The organism is Acinetobacter sp. Gutcm_16 (assembly GCF_028649355.1).
Taxonomy (GTDB): Bacteria; Pseudomonadota; Gammaproteobacteria; order Pseudomonadales; family Moraxellaceae; genus Acinetobacter; species Acinetobacter johnsonii.
The window spans coordinates 115,596-131,346 of sequence record NZ_JAQSUV010000024.1 but is presented as its reverse complement, the minus strand read 5'-3'; the positions used below and the strand labels follow the sequence as shown (position 1 = coordinate 131,346).

At 39.7% G+C, this 15,751-nt stretch carries 16 protein-coding genes and 1 pseudogene; 9 read left to right on the top strand and 8 right to left on the bottom strand.

Translation table 11 applies throughout. The annotated features are described in order from the left end of the window. Nucleotides 1-68: 68 nt before the first annotated feature. The gene (gene leuE / locus PTT44_RS05820; protein ID WP_168159232.1) at nt 69-719 is read left to right on the top strand and encodes a leucine efflux protein LeuE; all 651 of its coding nucleotides are present in this window, start codon (nt 69-71) and stop codon (nt 717-719) included. Nucleotides 720-844: 125 nt separating this feature from the next. Next, a complete protein-coding gene (locus tag PTT44_RS05815; protein ID WP_168159233.1) occupies nt 845-2,020 on the top strand; it encodes a benzoate/H(+) symporter BenE family transporter in 1,176 nt (391 codons plus the stop codon). A gap of 66 nt (nt 2,021-2,086) precedes the next feature. Here the strand turns inward: PTT44_RS05815 and PTT44_RS05810 are convergent, their stop codons facing one another. The 3 genes and pseudogenes from PTT44_RS05810 to PTT44_RS05800 all read right to left on the bottom strand — a co-directional run bounded on the left by PTT44_RS05810 (nt 2,087) and on the right by PTT44_RS05800 (nt 4,090). Then, a complete protein-coding gene (locus PTT44_RS05810) occupies nt 2,087-2,644 on the bottom strand; it encodes a TetR/AcrR family transcriptional regulator (protein ID WP_168159234.1) in 558 nt (185 codons plus the stop codon). 5 nt (nt 2,645-2,649) lie between these two features. Further along, nucleotides 2,650-2,994, bottom strand: a complete 345-nt coding sequence (locus PTT44_RS05805) for a DMT family transporter (protein WP_168159235.1) — start codon at nt 2,992-2,994, stop codon at nt 2,650-2,652. A gap of 82 nt (nt 2,995-3,076) precedes the next feature. Next, nucleotides 3,077-4,090: pseudogene (locus PTT44_RS05800) on the bottom strand (alpha/beta hydrolase). Nucleotides 4,091-4,391: 301 nt separating this feature from the next. Between PTT44_RS05800 and PTT44_RS05795 the strand changes: the two are divergent. Continuing rightward, nucleotides 4,392-4,835, top strand: coding sequence for a universal stress protein (locus PTT44_RS05795; RefSeq protein ID WP_058869721.1), 444 nt, complete (start codon nt 4,392-4,394; stop codon nt 4,833-4,835). An 85-nt stretch (nt 4,836-4,920) separates the two neighbouring features. Further along, the gene (locus tag PTT44_RS05790) at nt 4,921-5,364 is read left to right on the top strand and encodes a universal stress protein (protein ID WP_004696899.1); all 444 of its coding nucleotides are present in this window, start codon (nt 4,921-4,923) and stop codon (nt 5,362-5,364) included. A gap of 70 nt (nt 5,365-5,434) precedes the next feature. Here PTT44_RS05790 and PTT44_RS05785 read toward each other — a convergent pair whose 3' ends face one another. Beyond that, a complete protein-coding gene (locus tag PTT44_RS05785; protein WP_148825963.1) occupies nt 5,435-5,941 on the bottom strand; it encodes a hypothetical protein in 507 nt (168 codons plus the stop codon). A gap of 282 nt (nt 5,942-6,223) precedes the next feature. Next, the gene (gene pepN, locus PTT44_RS05780) at nt 6,224-8,833 is read right to left on the bottom strand and encodes an aminopeptidase N (RefSeq protein WP_168159237.1); all 2,610 of its coding nucleotides are present in this window, start codon (nt 8,831-8,833) and stop codon (nt 6,224-6,226) included. A 423-nt stretch (nt 8,834-9,256) separates the two neighbouring features. On the opposite strand from pepN, the gene PTT44_RS05775 reads away from it, so the two are divergent. From PTT44_RS05775 to thiM, 3 genes are all read left to right on the top strand, one after another. Continuing rightward, a complete protein-coding gene (locus PTT44_RS05775; protein ID WP_004696895.1) occupies nt 9,257-9,514 on the top strand; it encodes a hypothetical protein in 258 nt (85 codons plus the stop codon). Between the two features lie 186 nt (nt 9,515-9,700). Next, nucleotides 9,701-10,858, top strand: coding sequence for a hypothetical protein (locus PTT44_RS05770; protein ID WP_168159238.1), 1,158 nt, complete (start codon nt 9,701-9,703; stop codon nt 10,856-10,858). An 11-nt stretch (nt 10,859-10,869) separates the two neighbouring features. Then, nucleotides 10,870-11,745 (top strand): hydroxyethylthiazole kinase, encoded by an 876-nt coding sequence (thiM, locus tag PTT44_RS05765; protein ID WP_168159239.1) that lies wholly within the window; start codon nt 10,870-10,872, stop codon nt 11,743-11,745. Nucleotides 11,746-11,769: 24 nt separating this feature from the next. Here thiM and PTT44_RS05760 read toward each other — a convergent pair whose 3' ends face one another. The 3 genes from PTT44_RS05760 to PTT44_RS05750 all read right to left on the bottom strand — a co-directional run bounded on the left by PTT44_RS05760 (nt 11,770) and on the right by PTT44_RS05750 (nt 14,273). Then, on the bottom strand, nt 11,770-12,501 hold the full coding sequence (locus tag PTT44_RS05760) for a hypothetical protein (protein WP_168159240.1): 732 nt from the start codon (nt 12,499-12,501) through the stop codon (nt 11,770-11,772). A 20-nt stretch (nt 12,502-12,521) separates the two neighbouring features. Continuing rightward, on the bottom strand, nt 12,522-12,644 hold the full coding sequence (locus PTT44_RS05755) for a hypothetical protein (protein ID WP_260395213.1): 123 nt from the start codon (nt 12,642-12,644) through the stop codon (nt 12,522-12,524). A 102-nt stretch (nt 12,645-12,746) separates the two neighbouring features. After that, nucleotides 12,747-14,273, bottom strand: coding sequence for a TerC family protein (locus PTT44_RS05750; RefSeq protein WP_168159241.1), 1,527 nt, complete (start codon nt 14,271-14,273; stop codon nt 12,747-12,749). 539 nt (nt 14,274-14,812) lie between these two features. Between PTT44_RS05750 and PTT44_RS05745 the strand changes: the two genes are divergently transcribed. Then, a complete protein-coding gene (locus PTT44_RS05745) occupies nt 14,813-15,130 on the top strand; it encodes a hypothetical protein (protein WP_058869726.1) in 318 nt (105 codons plus the stop codon). Nucleotides 15,131-15,283: 153 nt separating this feature from the next. After that, entirely contained in the window at nt 15,284-15,748 is a 465-nt protein-coding gene (locus PTT44_RS05740; RefSeq protein WP_004696885.1) for a MarR family winged helix-turn-helix transcriptional regulator, read from the top strand. Nucleotides 15,749-15,751 lie beyond the last annotated feature (3 nt).

Below are 15,751 nucleotides of genomic sequence, written 5' to 3'. Positions count from 1 at the left end.
TGATTTTTCTTCTTTTAAAAGCCGATTTTGTTATCATGCAACATCGGCTTTTTTATTGAGAATACGTTGTGTTTGGTATTATCGACATCGGTACTTATATCATCGGTACAATTCTAATTGTGATTTTGCCAGGCCCAAATTCTCTTTATGTGATGTCCATTGCCTCACGATTTGGTATTAAGACAGGTTACTGGGGTGCATTAGGTGTTTTCACTGGCGATTTGATCCTCATTCTATGTACCGTGCTGGGTGCAGCATCTCTTTTACATGCTTTTCCTTGGCTGTTTATTTTATTAAAAATTGTAGGTGCACTGTATCTATCATATTTAGGTATAAAACTCTTGATTGCAGGAGTCAAAACCTGGAAGTCCAGCCCACAACTGCTTGCAGCAAGTACAGGCCAGAGCACATTACAAACCTTACATCCTTTTCGTTCAGCGCTGACCATTAGCCTTTTAAACCCAAAAGCCATTTTGTTTTATCTGTCTTTTTTTGTGCAGTTTGTCGACCCAAATTATGCCTACCCAGCACTGAGCTTTGCCTTACTTTCTATTATTCTACAAATCATCAGTATGGCCTATCTTAGTATCCTGATTTTTTCAGGTATTAAGCTGGCGAGCTATTTCAACCGACAGTTTAAAGTTGCCGCCGTTGCGGTGGCGACCGTCGGTCTGCTGTTTTGTGGCTTCGGCTTAAAACTGGCACTTTCCACACTGTAATTTTCGTGAATAATCTCATTATTTTCGATAAAAAATCCATCATGTGCTGTTTTCTTTTTCAAGAACCAGCGTATGATCCTTGAACAATAGTAATTTTCACTCATTCAAATTATGTTTTGATCTTCATGCAAAAATTATTTCAAGATTTCTCAGTTCCAGCAGTATTCGCAGGTTTTATTACCTTCCTCATTGGCATTAGTGTGTCTTCAGTCTTGGTCATTCAATCCGCCCAAGTCTTAGGTGCAAATACCGCGCAAATCAACTCATGGTTCTGGGCTTTAGGTCTGGGTATTGGTTTGAGTGGCCTGCTTTTATCTTGGAAACTTAAATATCCTGTATCGACCTCATGGTCTACGGCAGCACTGGCCTTAATTATTGCGACAGGCAGTGGTTATAATTTACATGAAGCAATTGGCGCATTTTTGGTCTGTGGTTTAGTTACTGCCATTTTGGGATTTTTCGGTATCTTTGAAAAAGTACTGACGTATATCCCGCAAAGCCTAACCAGTGCCATGCTGGCAGGTGTGTTATTGAAGTTTGGTATTTCATTGTTCGCCAGTATGCAAGACCATTGGGGTTTTATTTTATCCATGCTGGCGGCTTATATTGTTTCTAAGCGACTTACCCCACGTTATTGCATTGTCATTACAGTGATTGCAGGCTTGTTACTCTGCCCGTTGTTCTTAGACTTTCATACGCCTCAAATCACATGGAGCCTAGCGCAACCTGTTTGGATGACGCCTGAATTTAGTATGTCTGCTATTTTAGGTTTAGCGCTGCCTTTATTTGTGATCAATATGGCATCGCAATACTTACCGGGTATTGCCATGATTAAAAGCTATGGCTATAACCCCCACGTCAATCAACTGATTGGTTGGACGGGTACCGCTCAAGCCTTACTCGCACCCTTTGGCTGTTATAGTGTCAATACCGCAGCAATTAGTGCTGCCGTCAGTTTAGATGAACAAGTTCACCCTGATCCATCGAAACGTTATATTGCGGGCATGAGCTGCGGTTTCTTCTACATCTTAATGGGACTATTCGCAGCCACCCTGACCAGTCTTTTGCTGTCTTTCCCTGCGATTTTTATTACAGCCTTGGCTGGTATTGCTTTGTTTGGCACGATTAGTCATAACATCGCGATTGCATTTGAAGCGGTATCAGACCGTGAAGCTGCGCTCATGACGTTCTTATTCAGCGCATCTGGGGTACAGTTCTTTGGTATTGGCTCTGCCTTTTGGGGACTACTCTTTGGTTTTGCAGTTATGCTTATATTTAAATTTAAAGCCAAAAAAGTTTAAGCCCTCATACAAAAAGCACCCTCGATGGGTGCTTTTTTTATTGTTAAATATTGCTAACTTGAAAAATTAATGCTGATAACTTCGTCGAATCAATTCTTGCTTAAGTTGCATCGTCTCAGACAGATTTTCCACCTCGGTAAATGCTGTGAGCCAAATGCCATCTGCAGCATAGCGCAAAATTTTAAGTTCCAAGTCATTGTCTGTATCCTGATGTCGAGCCAAACGTTTTTCTAGCCACTCAATCCAATACTCATTAAAGGTACGATCCGTCAGCATAATCATCGAAATAGCTGACCAAGAATGCTCCAAGCCTAGCACCTGCTTTTCTAGAGTAATTTCAATATAGGCTCGGGTAAAGCAACCATAACGATCTCGGTCTTGGCTAATCAACTCATCAACAACACGATCTAATTGTTCAAGCTGTTCCACAATCATCGCTTCAAGTAGCTTTTGTTTGTTTGGAAAATGATGAAAAACCCCGCCCTTACTCACACCAACCAAATCAGCCACAGCTTGTATGGAAACCCCAGTCACGCCTTTTTCAGCAGCCAAACAGATCGCATGTTGTAGAATACTTTGGCGAACCTGTTCCGGTGCCTTTTTACGTGGACTTGCTTGTTGCATCGAAGTTAATGCCCTGTTGAGTTTGAAAATAAGTTAATTGCGACCACACCAGAAACAATCAGTGCAATACCGATCATTGCTGCGAGATCTAGACTTTGTCGGAAAACAAAGTAACCAATCAGAGCGGTTAAAACAATACCAACACCCGCCCAAATCGCATAAGCGATACCCAATGGAATCACTTTAATCACTTGAGACAATAAATAAAATGCCAACGAAAATAGAACCACTACGGCCAGAGAAGGCAATAGCTTGGTAAAACCTTCCGACTTTACCAAAAAAGTCGAACCAATCACTTCAGAAATAATTGCCATCGCCAGCAATGCATAAGCCATTAATATAGGATTCATCAGGAACTCAATAATCAACATACCAATCGGTCGGTATGTTATTTAAATACTAAAAATTAAACAAGTCTTTCTGTATACTTTTTTATTTTGTTTCAGTCGGCATTGAGGTCTGTTTTATAAAATCAATAGTTCGATCAAAGGTGAGCTGGCTGGCTTGTTTACTCATCATAAACTGATATTCATGCACCAAAAACTCCTTAGAGTCTGGATAAAAAGCCTCCGTGACTGCAACCTGATGCTGCTTCAACACCTCGACGAAAGGTAAAGACTGGCTCTTGGTTAAAAAGTCTTTATTTCCTCCACTGATAAAGACAGATGGATACTGTGGCGTAATATGTTCACTGGTTGAAATTGACTTTAAAAACTCTGCATCCTCTTTACGCTCCCCTGTATAAGCTTGAACCAAGCTATAAACACCCCATTCAATGAGCCTGAGTTCCTCAGGAGCGGTGTTTACAAAGCGATATAAGTCATAAATACCACAATGCAAAATTAGCCCTTTAAGCTGTTTCGGCTGAATGCTCGGCTTAAAATTGGATGCTTGAGCAAATGCGGGATTCGTCAAAAGTGCAGCATAATGACTGGCAATATTGGCTCCAGCAGAGTCTCCTGCTTAATACAGTTGGTTCGGGTTAATATGATACTGAGCAGCATTCAATTGTAAGAAATTCAGTGCATGATCGACTTGCTGTAACTGAGTGGGATAAATAGCCTCAGGTGCAAACTGATACTCTACCGAGACCACGTTAAAGCCTTGATTAGCTAAAAGCTTAAAATAACCTCGCGCATGCTCTTTTGACCCCGAAACCCATCCGCCGCCATGAATCCAAACCACCGTGGGCACTGTGTTTAATTGTTCAATATTTTTGGGTTGATAGATATCAACATTCAGCTCAGGACTAGCTTGATATGGAATATTATTGTGTACGATGACATCGGGAGGCGCAAAGCGATCTAGCATTTTCATTTGAATATTGGTTGCTGTATTGAACGTTCCCGCAATCAGTTTGGTGTTCTTTTCTACACTTTGACACGCACTCAAAAGCACAATCATGAAAACAGTACTAAGTACTTTTATTATTGATTGAAAAATCATACTGTTCGGCCCCACCCTTTTTTCAAATGATTCTAATACAATCTCTATCACATCGCATGATTAAACAGGTCACATTTCAGCCTCATTTAAACACTAGAAGCATCTTTTAGAGAATATTGCTTTAAATCTGAAACTTGAGTTTTTCACTCAAGATTTTGGAGACGTAAATCGGCTTTTTTTTGAATTATTTTCTTTAAATTTCATGAATTTTCAATTTTTAGCCCGATCAAAATTGAACATTTAATGGCAGTGTGTTATCAATAAATCAAGAACTAAATCTTATACAAAAGGAGTCCCTCTGATGGCTTACCAACATATTTTAGTCCCTGTTGACGGTTCACAAATTTCTTTTTCTGCGGTTAAACAAGCGGCTGAAATTGCCAAAGTTTTTGGCAGTCAACTCACATTGATTAGCTTAGTTGCTGAAGACCCTCTCAAAGATGCTGATTTTTACTATACTTCTCCAATCATGAAAGACTATTTCATACAAGCCTACAACAATGCTGAGAAAGCCCTTCAGGATGCTGTTCAAATTGCACAAGAACAAGGTATAACAGCACAGTCTAAAATCATCAAAGGTGAAGTCTCTGAAGATGCTGTGGTCGAAGCAGCCGCTTCACTAAAAAATGACTTGATTGTGATGGGTTCACATGGCCGTAAAGGCTTTCAAAAATTCCTATTAGGCAGCTTTGCTCAAGATGTTCTCAAGTCTACTGAGCTCCCAGTTCTCATTGTTAAAGCTTAATCAACTATAACGCGTCTTTATATGAATTGATTTCGCATGTACTGCAAAATAATCCGAATAAAGATGCACCATTAAGGAGAAGATAATGAGCTACAAACACATTTTGGTTGCCGTCGATGAATCCCCGATGTCTTATGCTGCTGTTGAACAAGCACTTGAGTTGGCCAAAGATTTAAATAGTCGTGTAACACTCATGAGCGTGATTGCAGTTGATCCATTTGTCGGAGTCGACTTTTATAAAGTAGCACCAGCCATCACCGACTATTTCCTACATGCTGAAAAAGTCGCTCAAGACCGTTTAGCCGAAGTAAAGCTCTCATTTGACCGTGATGAAATTGAGGTGGATACCAAAGTGATCCGCGGCATCTCTCCTTCTGAAGGTATTATTCATGTGGCCGATGAAGTCGGTGCAGACCTGATTTTGATGGGCTCACATGGCCGTACAGGCTTTAAAAAGATGATGTTAGGTAGTGTGGCGCAAAATGTTCTCACACAGTCTCCGATACCTGTACTGATCGTAAAAGTTTAATGTCTATAAAAATCCCTCGAAACCGAGGGATTTTTATGTATCTATTCGGCAAAATGCAGAACTTACGTCATTAGTTTTTAATTTGAATCGCGCGTGCCATTACATCTTCAGGCACTTGATCTGTAAATACCACCGCTAAGGCTTTGTCATTTTTAGGCATTTTCTCTGTATTATTAGCTTCTAATACAGCGTTAATATCCTCTGGTGTAAAGCTGTACATTGCACCTGTCACTGGATCTACCGCCAGTAAGCCAATCAGTCCGCCAAAAATAATATTACCAAAATACCAACCACTGATTGTGCCTTTGACAGCCACCGTTTTCGGCGTAAACCCATCTTTACTAAAAGTAATTTGGTATTCTTCTGGTTTGAAATAACCAGCACCTTTTTTCAAGCTTACTGTTGTAGGTGTTTGCCCAACATGTACACTTTGTCCTGCACGGTTTTTAATTTCAATTTTGGCTGAATCTGGAACACTGGTAAACGTTAGCGTTTGAGTCGACCCCTTAATAATACTCGCACAACCTGTCATCAGCACTGTTGCAGAAATCATAGAGGCAGCTAATAATTTATTCATTTTTATTACTCTTTTAAAGAAATCTGGCGAAATGTAACAGAAAGTTAATAAATTATGAAGAAAATATGTAGAAGAAACATTTAATTGATCATTTTTTGTGACTAAGTTATCCAAATTCCTCCTTAAATTGTTTTCCGTCAGAAAAAATTCAAGTAAATAAATACTTTATCTCGCTACATTTATTCAGTGACTGTATTTTTAATTTTAATGAAATCAATAAAAAGGCTATTTCCCATTACTGAAAAATAGCCTGAAAATGCTTAAAATTTAGAAAACTTTTTATCAAATACTTAACATACTACTTAAAGTCTCACTGACATTTTTAGATTTCACTTGTGGTTTTAAAGCCTCAAGCTTTGCTTTCACTTCGCTACGCTGTGGCTCTGCCAATGTGTACCAACGAGACAAAACTTGAAGTAAACGAGAACCAACAATTGGGTTTTTCTCATCTAAATATTTTGCTAGCCCAATGAAATGATCCACACCAAAACTCCATGTGTTCACTGGATTTGCATTTAAACCACCACTCACTGAACGAATACGGTTCGGTACGCCCAAATCATAATCGGCATGTGAAGTGAGGTATTGAATGGTTTCCGTCGTAGCACGAGGATGTGCCGCTTGAAGTGTAAACCACTGATCTAGTGACAAAGCCTCATCTTTAAAACGTTGATAAAAATCATGTAAAGCCGCTTCTGCTTGCGGTGCATCATTCCAAACCAAGACACGTAGGGCACCTAAACGTTCAGACATATTGGCTGTAGCTTCATATTGCTGATATGCCAGTTCAAAAGCGGTTTCATCACCTTGACGTGCCATCATACTGAGCATGATGTTTTTCAGCGCACGGACTCCCATGGCTTGTGAGAACTCTTTTTGCAAATCTGGGTCTAAAGCCAAATACGTGTCTTTACAGAACTCACCTAACTCACGTGCTAGTTTTTCAATCAAAGCATTACGCTGTTCTTGGATCTTCACAGGTTCGTAGTCGGTGTCGATACGACTACCTAAATAACCTTCGCTTGGTACATCAAATAAACGTGATGCCAAGAGCGGATCTTGTTCAACGAGATCTGGTAGTGTGTTTTTAATGGCTTGAATATAAATATGCGCATCATGACCATTGAGTAAAATACGCTCAAGCAGTGTTTGCGTTGCTTGCCATTGGTTAAAACCATTGGTTTCGTATTGAATCAAGAACGCCAACTCTTCATCGGTATAGTTAAATTCTAAGTTGACGGGCGCAGAGAAATTACGCAGTAATGACACGACAGGTTTCGTGCTTAAACCGCTAAACACAATGCTGGCTTGGTCTTGGTCAAAAAGATACACACCGTCTTTGACGGCATTTTCAAATAAACTGTCTGAGTTTAAAACCAATTGCTCACCTGTTGCAGCATCGAACAGCGCTAAAGCGACAGGGATTGGAACAGCTTTTAGATTCGGATACTTAGGATGTGCTTTTAAACTTTGCTTAAAGTTTAAGGTATAAGTTTGTGCAGCAACATCATAATGACCTTCTGCTTCTAACTTTGGTGTACCCGGTTGGTTATACCATGTTAAGAAGTTGGACAAATCTACGCCTGAACCTGCGGTTAAAGCGGCTACCCAGTCTTCAACTGTCACAGCTTGACCATCATGGCGTTCAAAGTATTCATCGGTTCCTTTACGGAATTTTTCTTTGCCTAATAAGGTTGCCATCATGCGGTTAATTTCTGCACCTTTTTCGTAGACCGTTGCAGTATAAAAGTTATTGATTTCCACAAAATGGTCTGGACGCGGTGGATGAGACAATGGGCCTGAATCTTCTGGGAACTGATGCGCTTTGAGTACAGCAACATCGTCAATACGTTGAACCGCAGCAGACTGCAAATCTTCTGAGAAAGATTGATCACGGAAAACCGTTAAGCCTTCTTTTAAACACAATTGGAACCAATCACGGCAAGTAATGCGGTTACCTGTCCAGTTATGGAAGTATTCATGGGCAATTACCGACTGTACACGCATAATCGCGGCATCTGTCGTGTATTCTTCATCCGCCAAAACACATGACGTATTAAAGATGTTTAGACCTTTATTTTCCATCGCCCCCATGTTGAAAGCACTGGTAGCCACAATCATATAGTTGTCTAAATCATAGGGACGACCATAGTGTTCTTCATCCCAACGCATAGAATGCTTTAAGGCTTCCATCGCAATATGACATTTCGGAATATCTTTTTCTTCAGCATAAATTTCCAAAGCCACATCACGGCCTTCAGAGGTCACATAACGGTCTTTTAAAACCGCCAAATCCCCAATCACACAAGCAAACAAATATGCTGGTTTTTTGGTTGGATCTTGCCAAATGGTATAATGACGACCTTCGCCCGCCTCGCCCGCTTCAATCAAGTTACCATTGGCAAGGAGCACTGGATATTTTTTGTCAGCTTCTACACGGGTGGTGAAAACTGAAAGGACATCAGGACGGTCTGGGTAAAAGGTAATTTTACGGAAACCTTCAGGCTCATTTTGAGTAACAAACAAATCTGATGCCGCTTGATATAGGCCTTCAAGTTGTGTATTTGACTCAGGATGAATGATCACCGATGTCTCAAGCTTGATCTGATTTGGTGCATTACGAATCACCAACTGCTCTGCATCAAGCGTATATTGCTCTTGGCTGAGTTGCTGGCCATTCAGGACTACACTTTTCAACTCTAAATCACGACCAAGTAAAACCAAATCACCGTCGGTTTGGCGCGTCAGCTCCAGTACAGCATCAACTTGGCTATGATCATCATAGACTTGAATATCGAGGTGAATGCTATCTACTAAAAAAGATGGTTTTTGATAGTCTTTTAAATAGACGGTTTGATCTGCTTCAATAATTGGATTTGCCGCAATATTCATGTCATGTCCTAATGCTATTGGTCTACAGCTTTATATTGTGTATGTTTTGATCATACGACAAGTTTGCCATACTGTCTGTGTATGTTGAATGATATTTATATGGGCACGTTGAACAAGCTTTTCAATTCTATTGTTCTTATCCCGCTCATATGACTGCACCAAGTGAATAAGAAACAGACAACTCCTCACATCGTGCCGTGCTTGTCTAGCAATATTTGCACCAGCCTTTAGACTTGCACCGTACCATTAGCTCTCTACCATTCAAACGCTGAGAAACTTAAAGATATCGATAATATATAAAGCCAGCTCTTTTCAAATATCTAACTTAATTTTCAAATCGGCTACATTTTGTGCACAGTTTTTGCTTGTATCTAAATATGCATAGCGCATGATAAAACTTAAGCAAAATAAAAGAGGTGTGAGATGTACTTAAAAGACCATATCGTCCGCGTCGAAAATATAAAAATGCTGCAAGCAATGCATGCTGCAAAAATTGATCATAAAGTCATTGCCCTGTTCATGAGCTGTGAAGGAATGCCTTTACAAGCACATGATGTCAGCAGCATTCTAAATCACTACGACACACTAGGGAGTAAAAAGTTGCCGAGCAAAAAAGTTCAAGCCATGATTGAAGCTAAAAAACTAGGTATGGAAGATGACTCTCTACCTTGCCCCGTTTAAATTCTACTAGTCCAAAAAATACGGTGCATGCCGTATTTTTTTTGCCCTATATTCGTCACTGCGTTGCTTCACCCATCTAGCGCTTACAAAGCACCTCTGCTTGTTCAATTACACTGCAATTTACAACGCCTTTCTGAAATTTTAGCGTGTATAATTTGAGAAAATCCTGAGTCTCAAATTCATCTTATGTCGCTTCAAATTTTGCACAAACAACTTGATGAAAGCACGCCTTGTCCACTTTGTCAGGCGGCCATGTTTTGGGTGGATGCTGAACAATACGACAAAGAAATTAACTTTCATGAATGTAGCCACTGCCAACATCGTGTTTTTAGCAATTCAAATCTAAATTGCCACTGCGACAGTTGTTTAGCCCAGCGCAAAAAAATATTGAAAGAAACTCGTCATCAAGAACAGCGTAAAACCAAAACCAAGGACATTTATGAGTTTGAACTGGGTCAACTCAGTTTTATGCATAAATTATTTTTATTGGCCCTGTTAGATGACTACGCACAAGAACATACACAGCATCAAGAGTTTATTGATTGGGAACAGATCAAATATTTTAGTATCACCCCCAATTATCTGTTTCAAAATAGTCTCGTCAAACAACTGGTAAAAGAACAAATCCTCGTTGCCAAAGATTTTGCCAGTGAAGCCCATCAGTATTATATTAATGTACGTTTGGACGGCTATTCTGAACCTAGCCTATTTAGTGTTACGCAGCAATTACGTTATTGGTTTTATGAAAATCTTAGCCTTGGTGTGCCTTTTAAGACCGCGGATGAAGTCAAAAATGCCTTGTACCAATTGCTCTATCAGGAAATTATCCAATTTATGCAGTTTTACTGCCGTACGTGGGGCATTCAAATTGCGGGAAATAACAGTTTCCAAGTGTTTTGTTATCGTTTACTCGATGTACTCGCAGTCGGACAAATTTATTATTTAATCCAAACTGCATTGGAGTATTTATATGAACGTAAAGCCTTACAACCCAGAAATGAAAACTTCATCAACACCAACTTGTTGAAAAAAACTTTACAACAATACCGTGAACGCAGTGTGGTTGAAAAATGGGAAACATCAACTCTGCCTCGACCGCATAACCTACCATTCAGCAAAATGAGCGAAGTCTTATTTTTCCGCTTTTTAGGTTATGACGAAGCCATTTTCTTCCAACCTGTCTCTCGTTCATGGCAAAAAATTGAGCCACGCTTAAGCTTCTATTCGCAAAAACGCTGTATGTACTGCGGTTCAAATGAACTCACTGTAGATTATGATGCCGATCAATATGTGACTTTATTTTGTCGTAAATGTAAGCACCAAGACCACTATTTCACCAAATAAGGGCACCCACTATGACCCAGCTTTTAGACCTGTCCTTGCTTAACACAAAACAATCGATTCAAGACCAAACCGATGTCTTGGTGGCATATGTTGCTGAAGCTTGGACTGCCCTGAAAACGCAACAACCTTTGGTGCAATGTATCACCAACAGTGTGGCTGCCAATTATGCAGCCAACGTTTTATTGGCTGCGGGCGCCTCACCTGCCATGATTGATAATCCCTTTGAGGCGGAAAGTTTCACCCGTATTAGTGCAGCGCTCAGTATTAACCTAGGTACACCAACCTCTGAACAAATGCAAGCCATGCAAATCTCGGTACAAACCGCACAGCAGCAAAACATACCTTGGGTATTAGACCCCGTAGGATATGGGCCATTTTTAAAATGGCGCTCTGAAATGATCGATCAGCTATTAGCTTTTCAACCTACCGTTATTCGTGGTAATGCATCGGAAATCAGTACACTTGCGGGTAATCAGATCGAAACCAAAGGCGTTGACAGTACAGCAAGCAGTGCCGATGTCTACCATCAAGCAAAAACACTTTTGGCGCAGGCTGAAGTCATTGCCATTTCTGGTGAGTCTGACTACATCCTTTCCAAACAGCTTGATGCTGTAATCCAAGTCAATGGTGGTTCGCATTTACAACCTAAAGTTACTGCTACGGGTTGTGCCCTAGGTGCATTAATTGCAGCCTATAGCGCAGTCACCAATCCTGTCATTGCAGCGCTGTCTGCGCATGTCCACTTTGCCATTGCGGGGCAGCTTGCTTATGCTCGAAGCCAAAGTACAGGAAGTTTTAATGTAGCGTTTATGGATCACATTCATCAAATGAAAGCTGAAACCATTTATGAATATGCAGATATACAGCTTATCCGTACTTCAGCCTAAATAAAGTATGGCGAGAGTTTCTGCTTAGGCAACTTCTCGCCCTAAAAACACGTTTATCGCTGCTTCCAGCAGAGTCAACAGATCTAATTTACAGATACACATCAAGCCCATACCAACAAAATAATCAGGCGTATGTTGCATATAAAAGTTGATATGACGACTGGCTCGATTTCGAAGCCGAATCAATTGTTCAGGCGTGGTCTGTGGCAGTATACAAGGATGCACAAACACATCATCACTGCGCTGTTGCACATTCACATGACGGTTTTGCATGAGATCAAGAACCTGTAAATAATCATCAGGCATTGACACTTCTGCACGCGGATAAAAACGTTTTGAACGTGAAGCAAACAGCCGATACACTTTTGGCTGCATTAAACTCGAAACAAACCATAACTGACGCGTAGGATATTTTAAACGATAACCCAAGGTCACTCGAATTGCGGATAAAAGTGTTCTGTTTTGATTTCGGTAGTCAGGTAAAAAAGCTGCTCGCGAGCTAAGAATATATAAGGGTTGATGCGCTGTCTTAAGCTTCAAGATGGCAATAATATTTTGCCCAACTATTTTTCCGCGATGATAAAAACGAATAATTGGCAATGCCACTACATCAGGGTTATACAACAATTGATGCAGTTCTGCTGGGATTGCATTTGGGAAAATTTTTCGATCAAAAGTTTCAAGCTCTTCAAATAGAACTTGTTTTTTCTCTACTGAAAGCTTATTAAAATCAACGACATTTTCCATAAGTTGCATGAAGTGTTTCCATTCTTATTTTAATCATTTGTTTTACTGTCATGGTCTAAATGCAATGCTTTGACCACCATAGGCATAGAAAAAAATGTCTTCACCAAACCGATAACGTCAAGAACCAAATACAACAGCCCAATTGCGGGCATAGAATAACTGCTTTTTATTTAAGTGCATAGCGCTTATTTTATAAGCAGAAATAAATGCCAGCACGAGGCTGACATTTTTCTCACAATCTATTTTTGCAATGATTAAGCAGTACGATAGGTGATATTGACTGTCTTAATTCGATTTGAATCCAACTCAAGCACTTCAAAGTGAACACCACGGTAGTCCAGTTGAGTTCCAACGTGTACATCACCATGAGTTTTATCTAGGATTAAACCGGCAACACTGATATAGCCTGCATCTTCTTCAACCAAATCGATCATGCCAAGTTCCAGTTCCAGCTGATATAAATCCAGCATGCCTGTTGCCTTCCACGTCTGATCATCAACCTTCACCAAATCAAGTTGCTCATCTGCATCGGGAAATTCACCAGCAATCGCCTCAAATACGTCAAGCGGTGAAACGAGTCCTTGCACATTACCAAACTCATCGCTCACCAAAACCAATGAACCTTTAGACGTTCTTAACGTATTAATCGCATCAATGACTTTCATTTTTTCAAAAATGTAAATTGGACGATGACGTTTGATCAAGTCTTTCAATTGCTCTTCATCATCTAAAACATCGAGCAATTCTTTGGCGCGCGCAATACTGATCACTTTATCCAAGCTACCACGGCACACAGGAAATAAACTGTGCGGCACAGACAATACCTGCTCACGAATTTTCTCAGGTGAATCATCAAGATTGACCCATGAAATTTGACTACGTGGTGTCATGATCGACGCGACTGAACGTTCGGCCAATGTCAATACACCGCCAATCATATAACGTTCCTCATCCGCAAAAGTTTCTTGCGCTTGAAGCTGATCAGGGTCTTCTGCTTGGATCTTGCCACCCATGAGTTTTAAAATAGAATCTGCAGTACGATGACGTAGTGGAATTTTCGCTTCGTGTTTTGCCGCATTGCGCTCACCAAATTGGTTAAAGGCTTCAATCGCAATAGCAACACCAATACCCGAATAGATATAACCTTTAGGAATGTGGAAGCCGAAACCTTCCGCAATTAGGCTGATACCAATCAACAGTAAGAAGCTTAAACACAAGATGACCACAGTCGGATGACGGTTTACAAAAGTCATTAATGGTTTCGACGCCAACAGCATGACCACCATGGCAACGACCATAGCCACCATCATAACATTGATGTTATCGACCATACCAATCGCTGTAATCACCGAATCCAGTGAGAATACCGCGTCAAGGATCACAATCTGTGCCACAACTGCTGTGAAACCTGCGTAGACTACATTGGTGGTCAGCTTAACTTCTGGCTTACCTTCAATTTTTTCATGCAATTCGGTAACGGCTTTATAGACTAGGAATAAGCCACCAAATAAAAGAATCAAATCTCGCCCAGAGAATGTCCAATCTAAGACAGTAATCAGCGGTCGAGTCAACGTGACTAACCAAGTGATGATAAACAGCAAGCCCAAACGCATTAAAAGTGCAAGCGACAGGCCAATGACACGCGCTTTATCGCGTTGCTCAGGGGGAAGTTTTTCAGCCAAAATGGCAATAAAGACTAGGTTATCAATACCTAAAACAATTTCTAATATAATAAGCGTAAGTAAACTTACCCATATTCCTGGATCTAATAAAAATTCCATTATTTTATTACCCCAGAATTATGTTTCTGTTTTAAAAGCATAGACCTGCACGGCGACGGATCCATATTTGTGACCTGTTCAACTAAAGATGAAATAATTATGCCTGAGATGTTTGGCTTGTAATAATTTTTTTATAGTTTTTAACAAAATTTTAATATTCGACCACTTATTATGCAAAAAATACATAAAAATATCGAAATGTCTGTTCAAAATTTTGTCACTTAATGCCAATTATCGCATTCTATAAAGATTAGACGCGGCGGTCATTTTTTAGTTTTTCTAATAAAACACATATTAAATAAAACATAAGTTATTGTTTTTATTAAATTATTTACTTTAATAATAGTTAAAAAATATCAATTCACTACAATTATGGTTTTAATAAATGACACTTTTTGTTAAAAACACTAGTTCACAAATCCATTTTTTTCACTAAAATGAAACACGACCAGCATTGTTGTAAAAGTGGTCAATTACCCAAACCAAGGATGCGCGGATTGACAATCCGATCAAAGTAATCGAAGACAGGATTCATCGCTATGAACAATGAAAAAGCATTGACCTTCAATAAGACGTCAAAAATGCTTGCTAATACTAGCTATGAAGGCGCATATCTGCATTTAGACTCCTCATTTGATCAGCATCAAGTTAAAGTTGTGGTTTCGCATAATAACCAAAAGTTTGAAATGCACTTGCCTATCGTTCTACAGGACGGTGTTCCCATGGCTAAACTCTCTTTAGATTCTCACCAGAATGCTGAAGTCGAAGATGAAGTTGTACAATTTGCACAAAGTATTGTGAGCTTCCATCAAGATAAAGACGGCTATACCCTGTCTCTTCTAAACAGCCACGCTTAACTTTTCTTGATTACTGGCAAAGGTTATCCATTAACAGATTTCTTTTATGATGACAAATCCAGTAATTTTGTATTGATAAGTGTATGAGTGTTCACATAAAATGTGTTCAAATGATCTATAAAATAAAAATACGATTCACGGGGAATCCGTCACATGACCAAAAAGTACAGTAAGTTCCTACCAGGTTCTGAAGATTTTTCTTTAGAAAGTTTTCCATTTTACTGGGTAACACAAGTACATGCACAGTATGTACTCAATGTCGATCACGCTTTAAAAAAGTATGGTTTAGATAACTCACGTCGTCGTATTTTACTGGCTCTAGATTCAAAGCCACATGCCAGTGTTTCTGATTTGTCTGACATGGTGGTCTCTAAAATGTCGACAACCACCAAAATTGTTTATCGGTTAAAGGATGAAGGATTGGTTGAAACTTATTCTTGTGAAGACGATGCTCGTATCACCCGCGTCCTTCTCACCGAAAAAGGTGTTGAAATGACCAATAAGATTAATGATCTCACAAGTGTTGTACTTGAGCAATCATTTGAAGGCTTAACACCTTTGCAAATTGAAAAAATGATGGAAAGCTTAAAACACGTGTTTAAAAATTTAGCTCGCTAAACC

Bases quoted from the DNA above. Each gene is read 5' to 3' on its own strand.
- PTT44_RS05815 (WP_168159233.1), top strand. From the start codon at position 845: ATGCAAAAATTATTTCAAGATTTCTCAGTTCCAGCAGTATTCGCAGGT.
- PTT44_RS05810 (WP_168159234.1), bottom strand. From the start codon at position 2,644: ATGCAACAAGCAAGTCCACGTAAAAAGGCACCGGAACAGGTTCGCCAA.
- PTT44_RS05805 (WP_168159235.1), bottom strand. From the start codon at position 2,994: ATGAATCCTATATTAATGGCTTATGCATTGCTGGCGATGGCAATTATT.
- PTT44_RS05795 (WP_058869721.1), top strand. From the start codon at position 4,392: ATGGCTTACCAACATATTTTAGTCCCTGTTGACGGTTCACAAATTTCT.
- PTT44_RS05790 (WP_004696899.1), top strand. From the start codon at position 4,921: ATGAGCTACAAACACATTTTGGTTGCCGTCGATGAATCCCCGATGTCT.
- PTT44_RS05785 (WP_148825963.1), bottom strand. From the start codon at position 5,941: ATGAATAAATTATTAGCTGCCTCTATGATTTCTGCAACAGTGCTGATG.
- pepN (WP_168159237.1), bottom strand. From the start codon at position 8,833: ATGAATATTGCGGCAAATCCAATTATTGAAGCAGATCAAACCGTCTAT.
- PTT44_RS05775 (WP_004696895.1), top strand. From the start codon at position 9,257: ATGTACTTAAAAGACCATATCGTCCGCGTCGAAAATATAAAAATGCTG.
- PTT44_RS05770 (WP_168159238.1), top strand. From the start codon at position 9,701: ATGTCGCTTCAAATTTTGCACAAACAACTTGATGAAAGCACGCCTTGT.
- thiM (WP_168159239.1), top strand. From the start codon at position 10,870: ATGACCCAGCTTTTAGACCTGTCCTTGCTTAACACAAAACAATCGATT.
- PTT44_RS05760 (WP_168159240.1), bottom strand. From the start codon at position 12,501: ATGCAACTTATGGAAAATGTCGTTGATTTTAATAAGCTTTCAGTAGAG.
- PTT44_RS05755 (WP_260395213.1), bottom strand. From the start codon at position 12,644: ATGCCCGCAATTGGGCTGTTGTATTTGGTTCTTGACGTTATCGGTTTG.
- PTT44_RS05750 (WP_168159241.1), bottom strand. From the start codon at position 14,273: ATGGAATTTTTATTAGATCCAGGAATATGGGTAAGTTTACTTACGCTT.
- PTT44_RS05745 (WP_058869726.1), top strand. From the start codon at position 14,813: ATGAACAATGAAAAAGCATTGACCTTCAATAAGACGTCAAAAATGCTT.
- PTT44_RS05740 (WP_004696885.1), top strand. From the start codon at position 15,284: ATGACCAAAAAGTACAGTAAGTTCCTACCAGGTTCTGAAGATTTTTCT.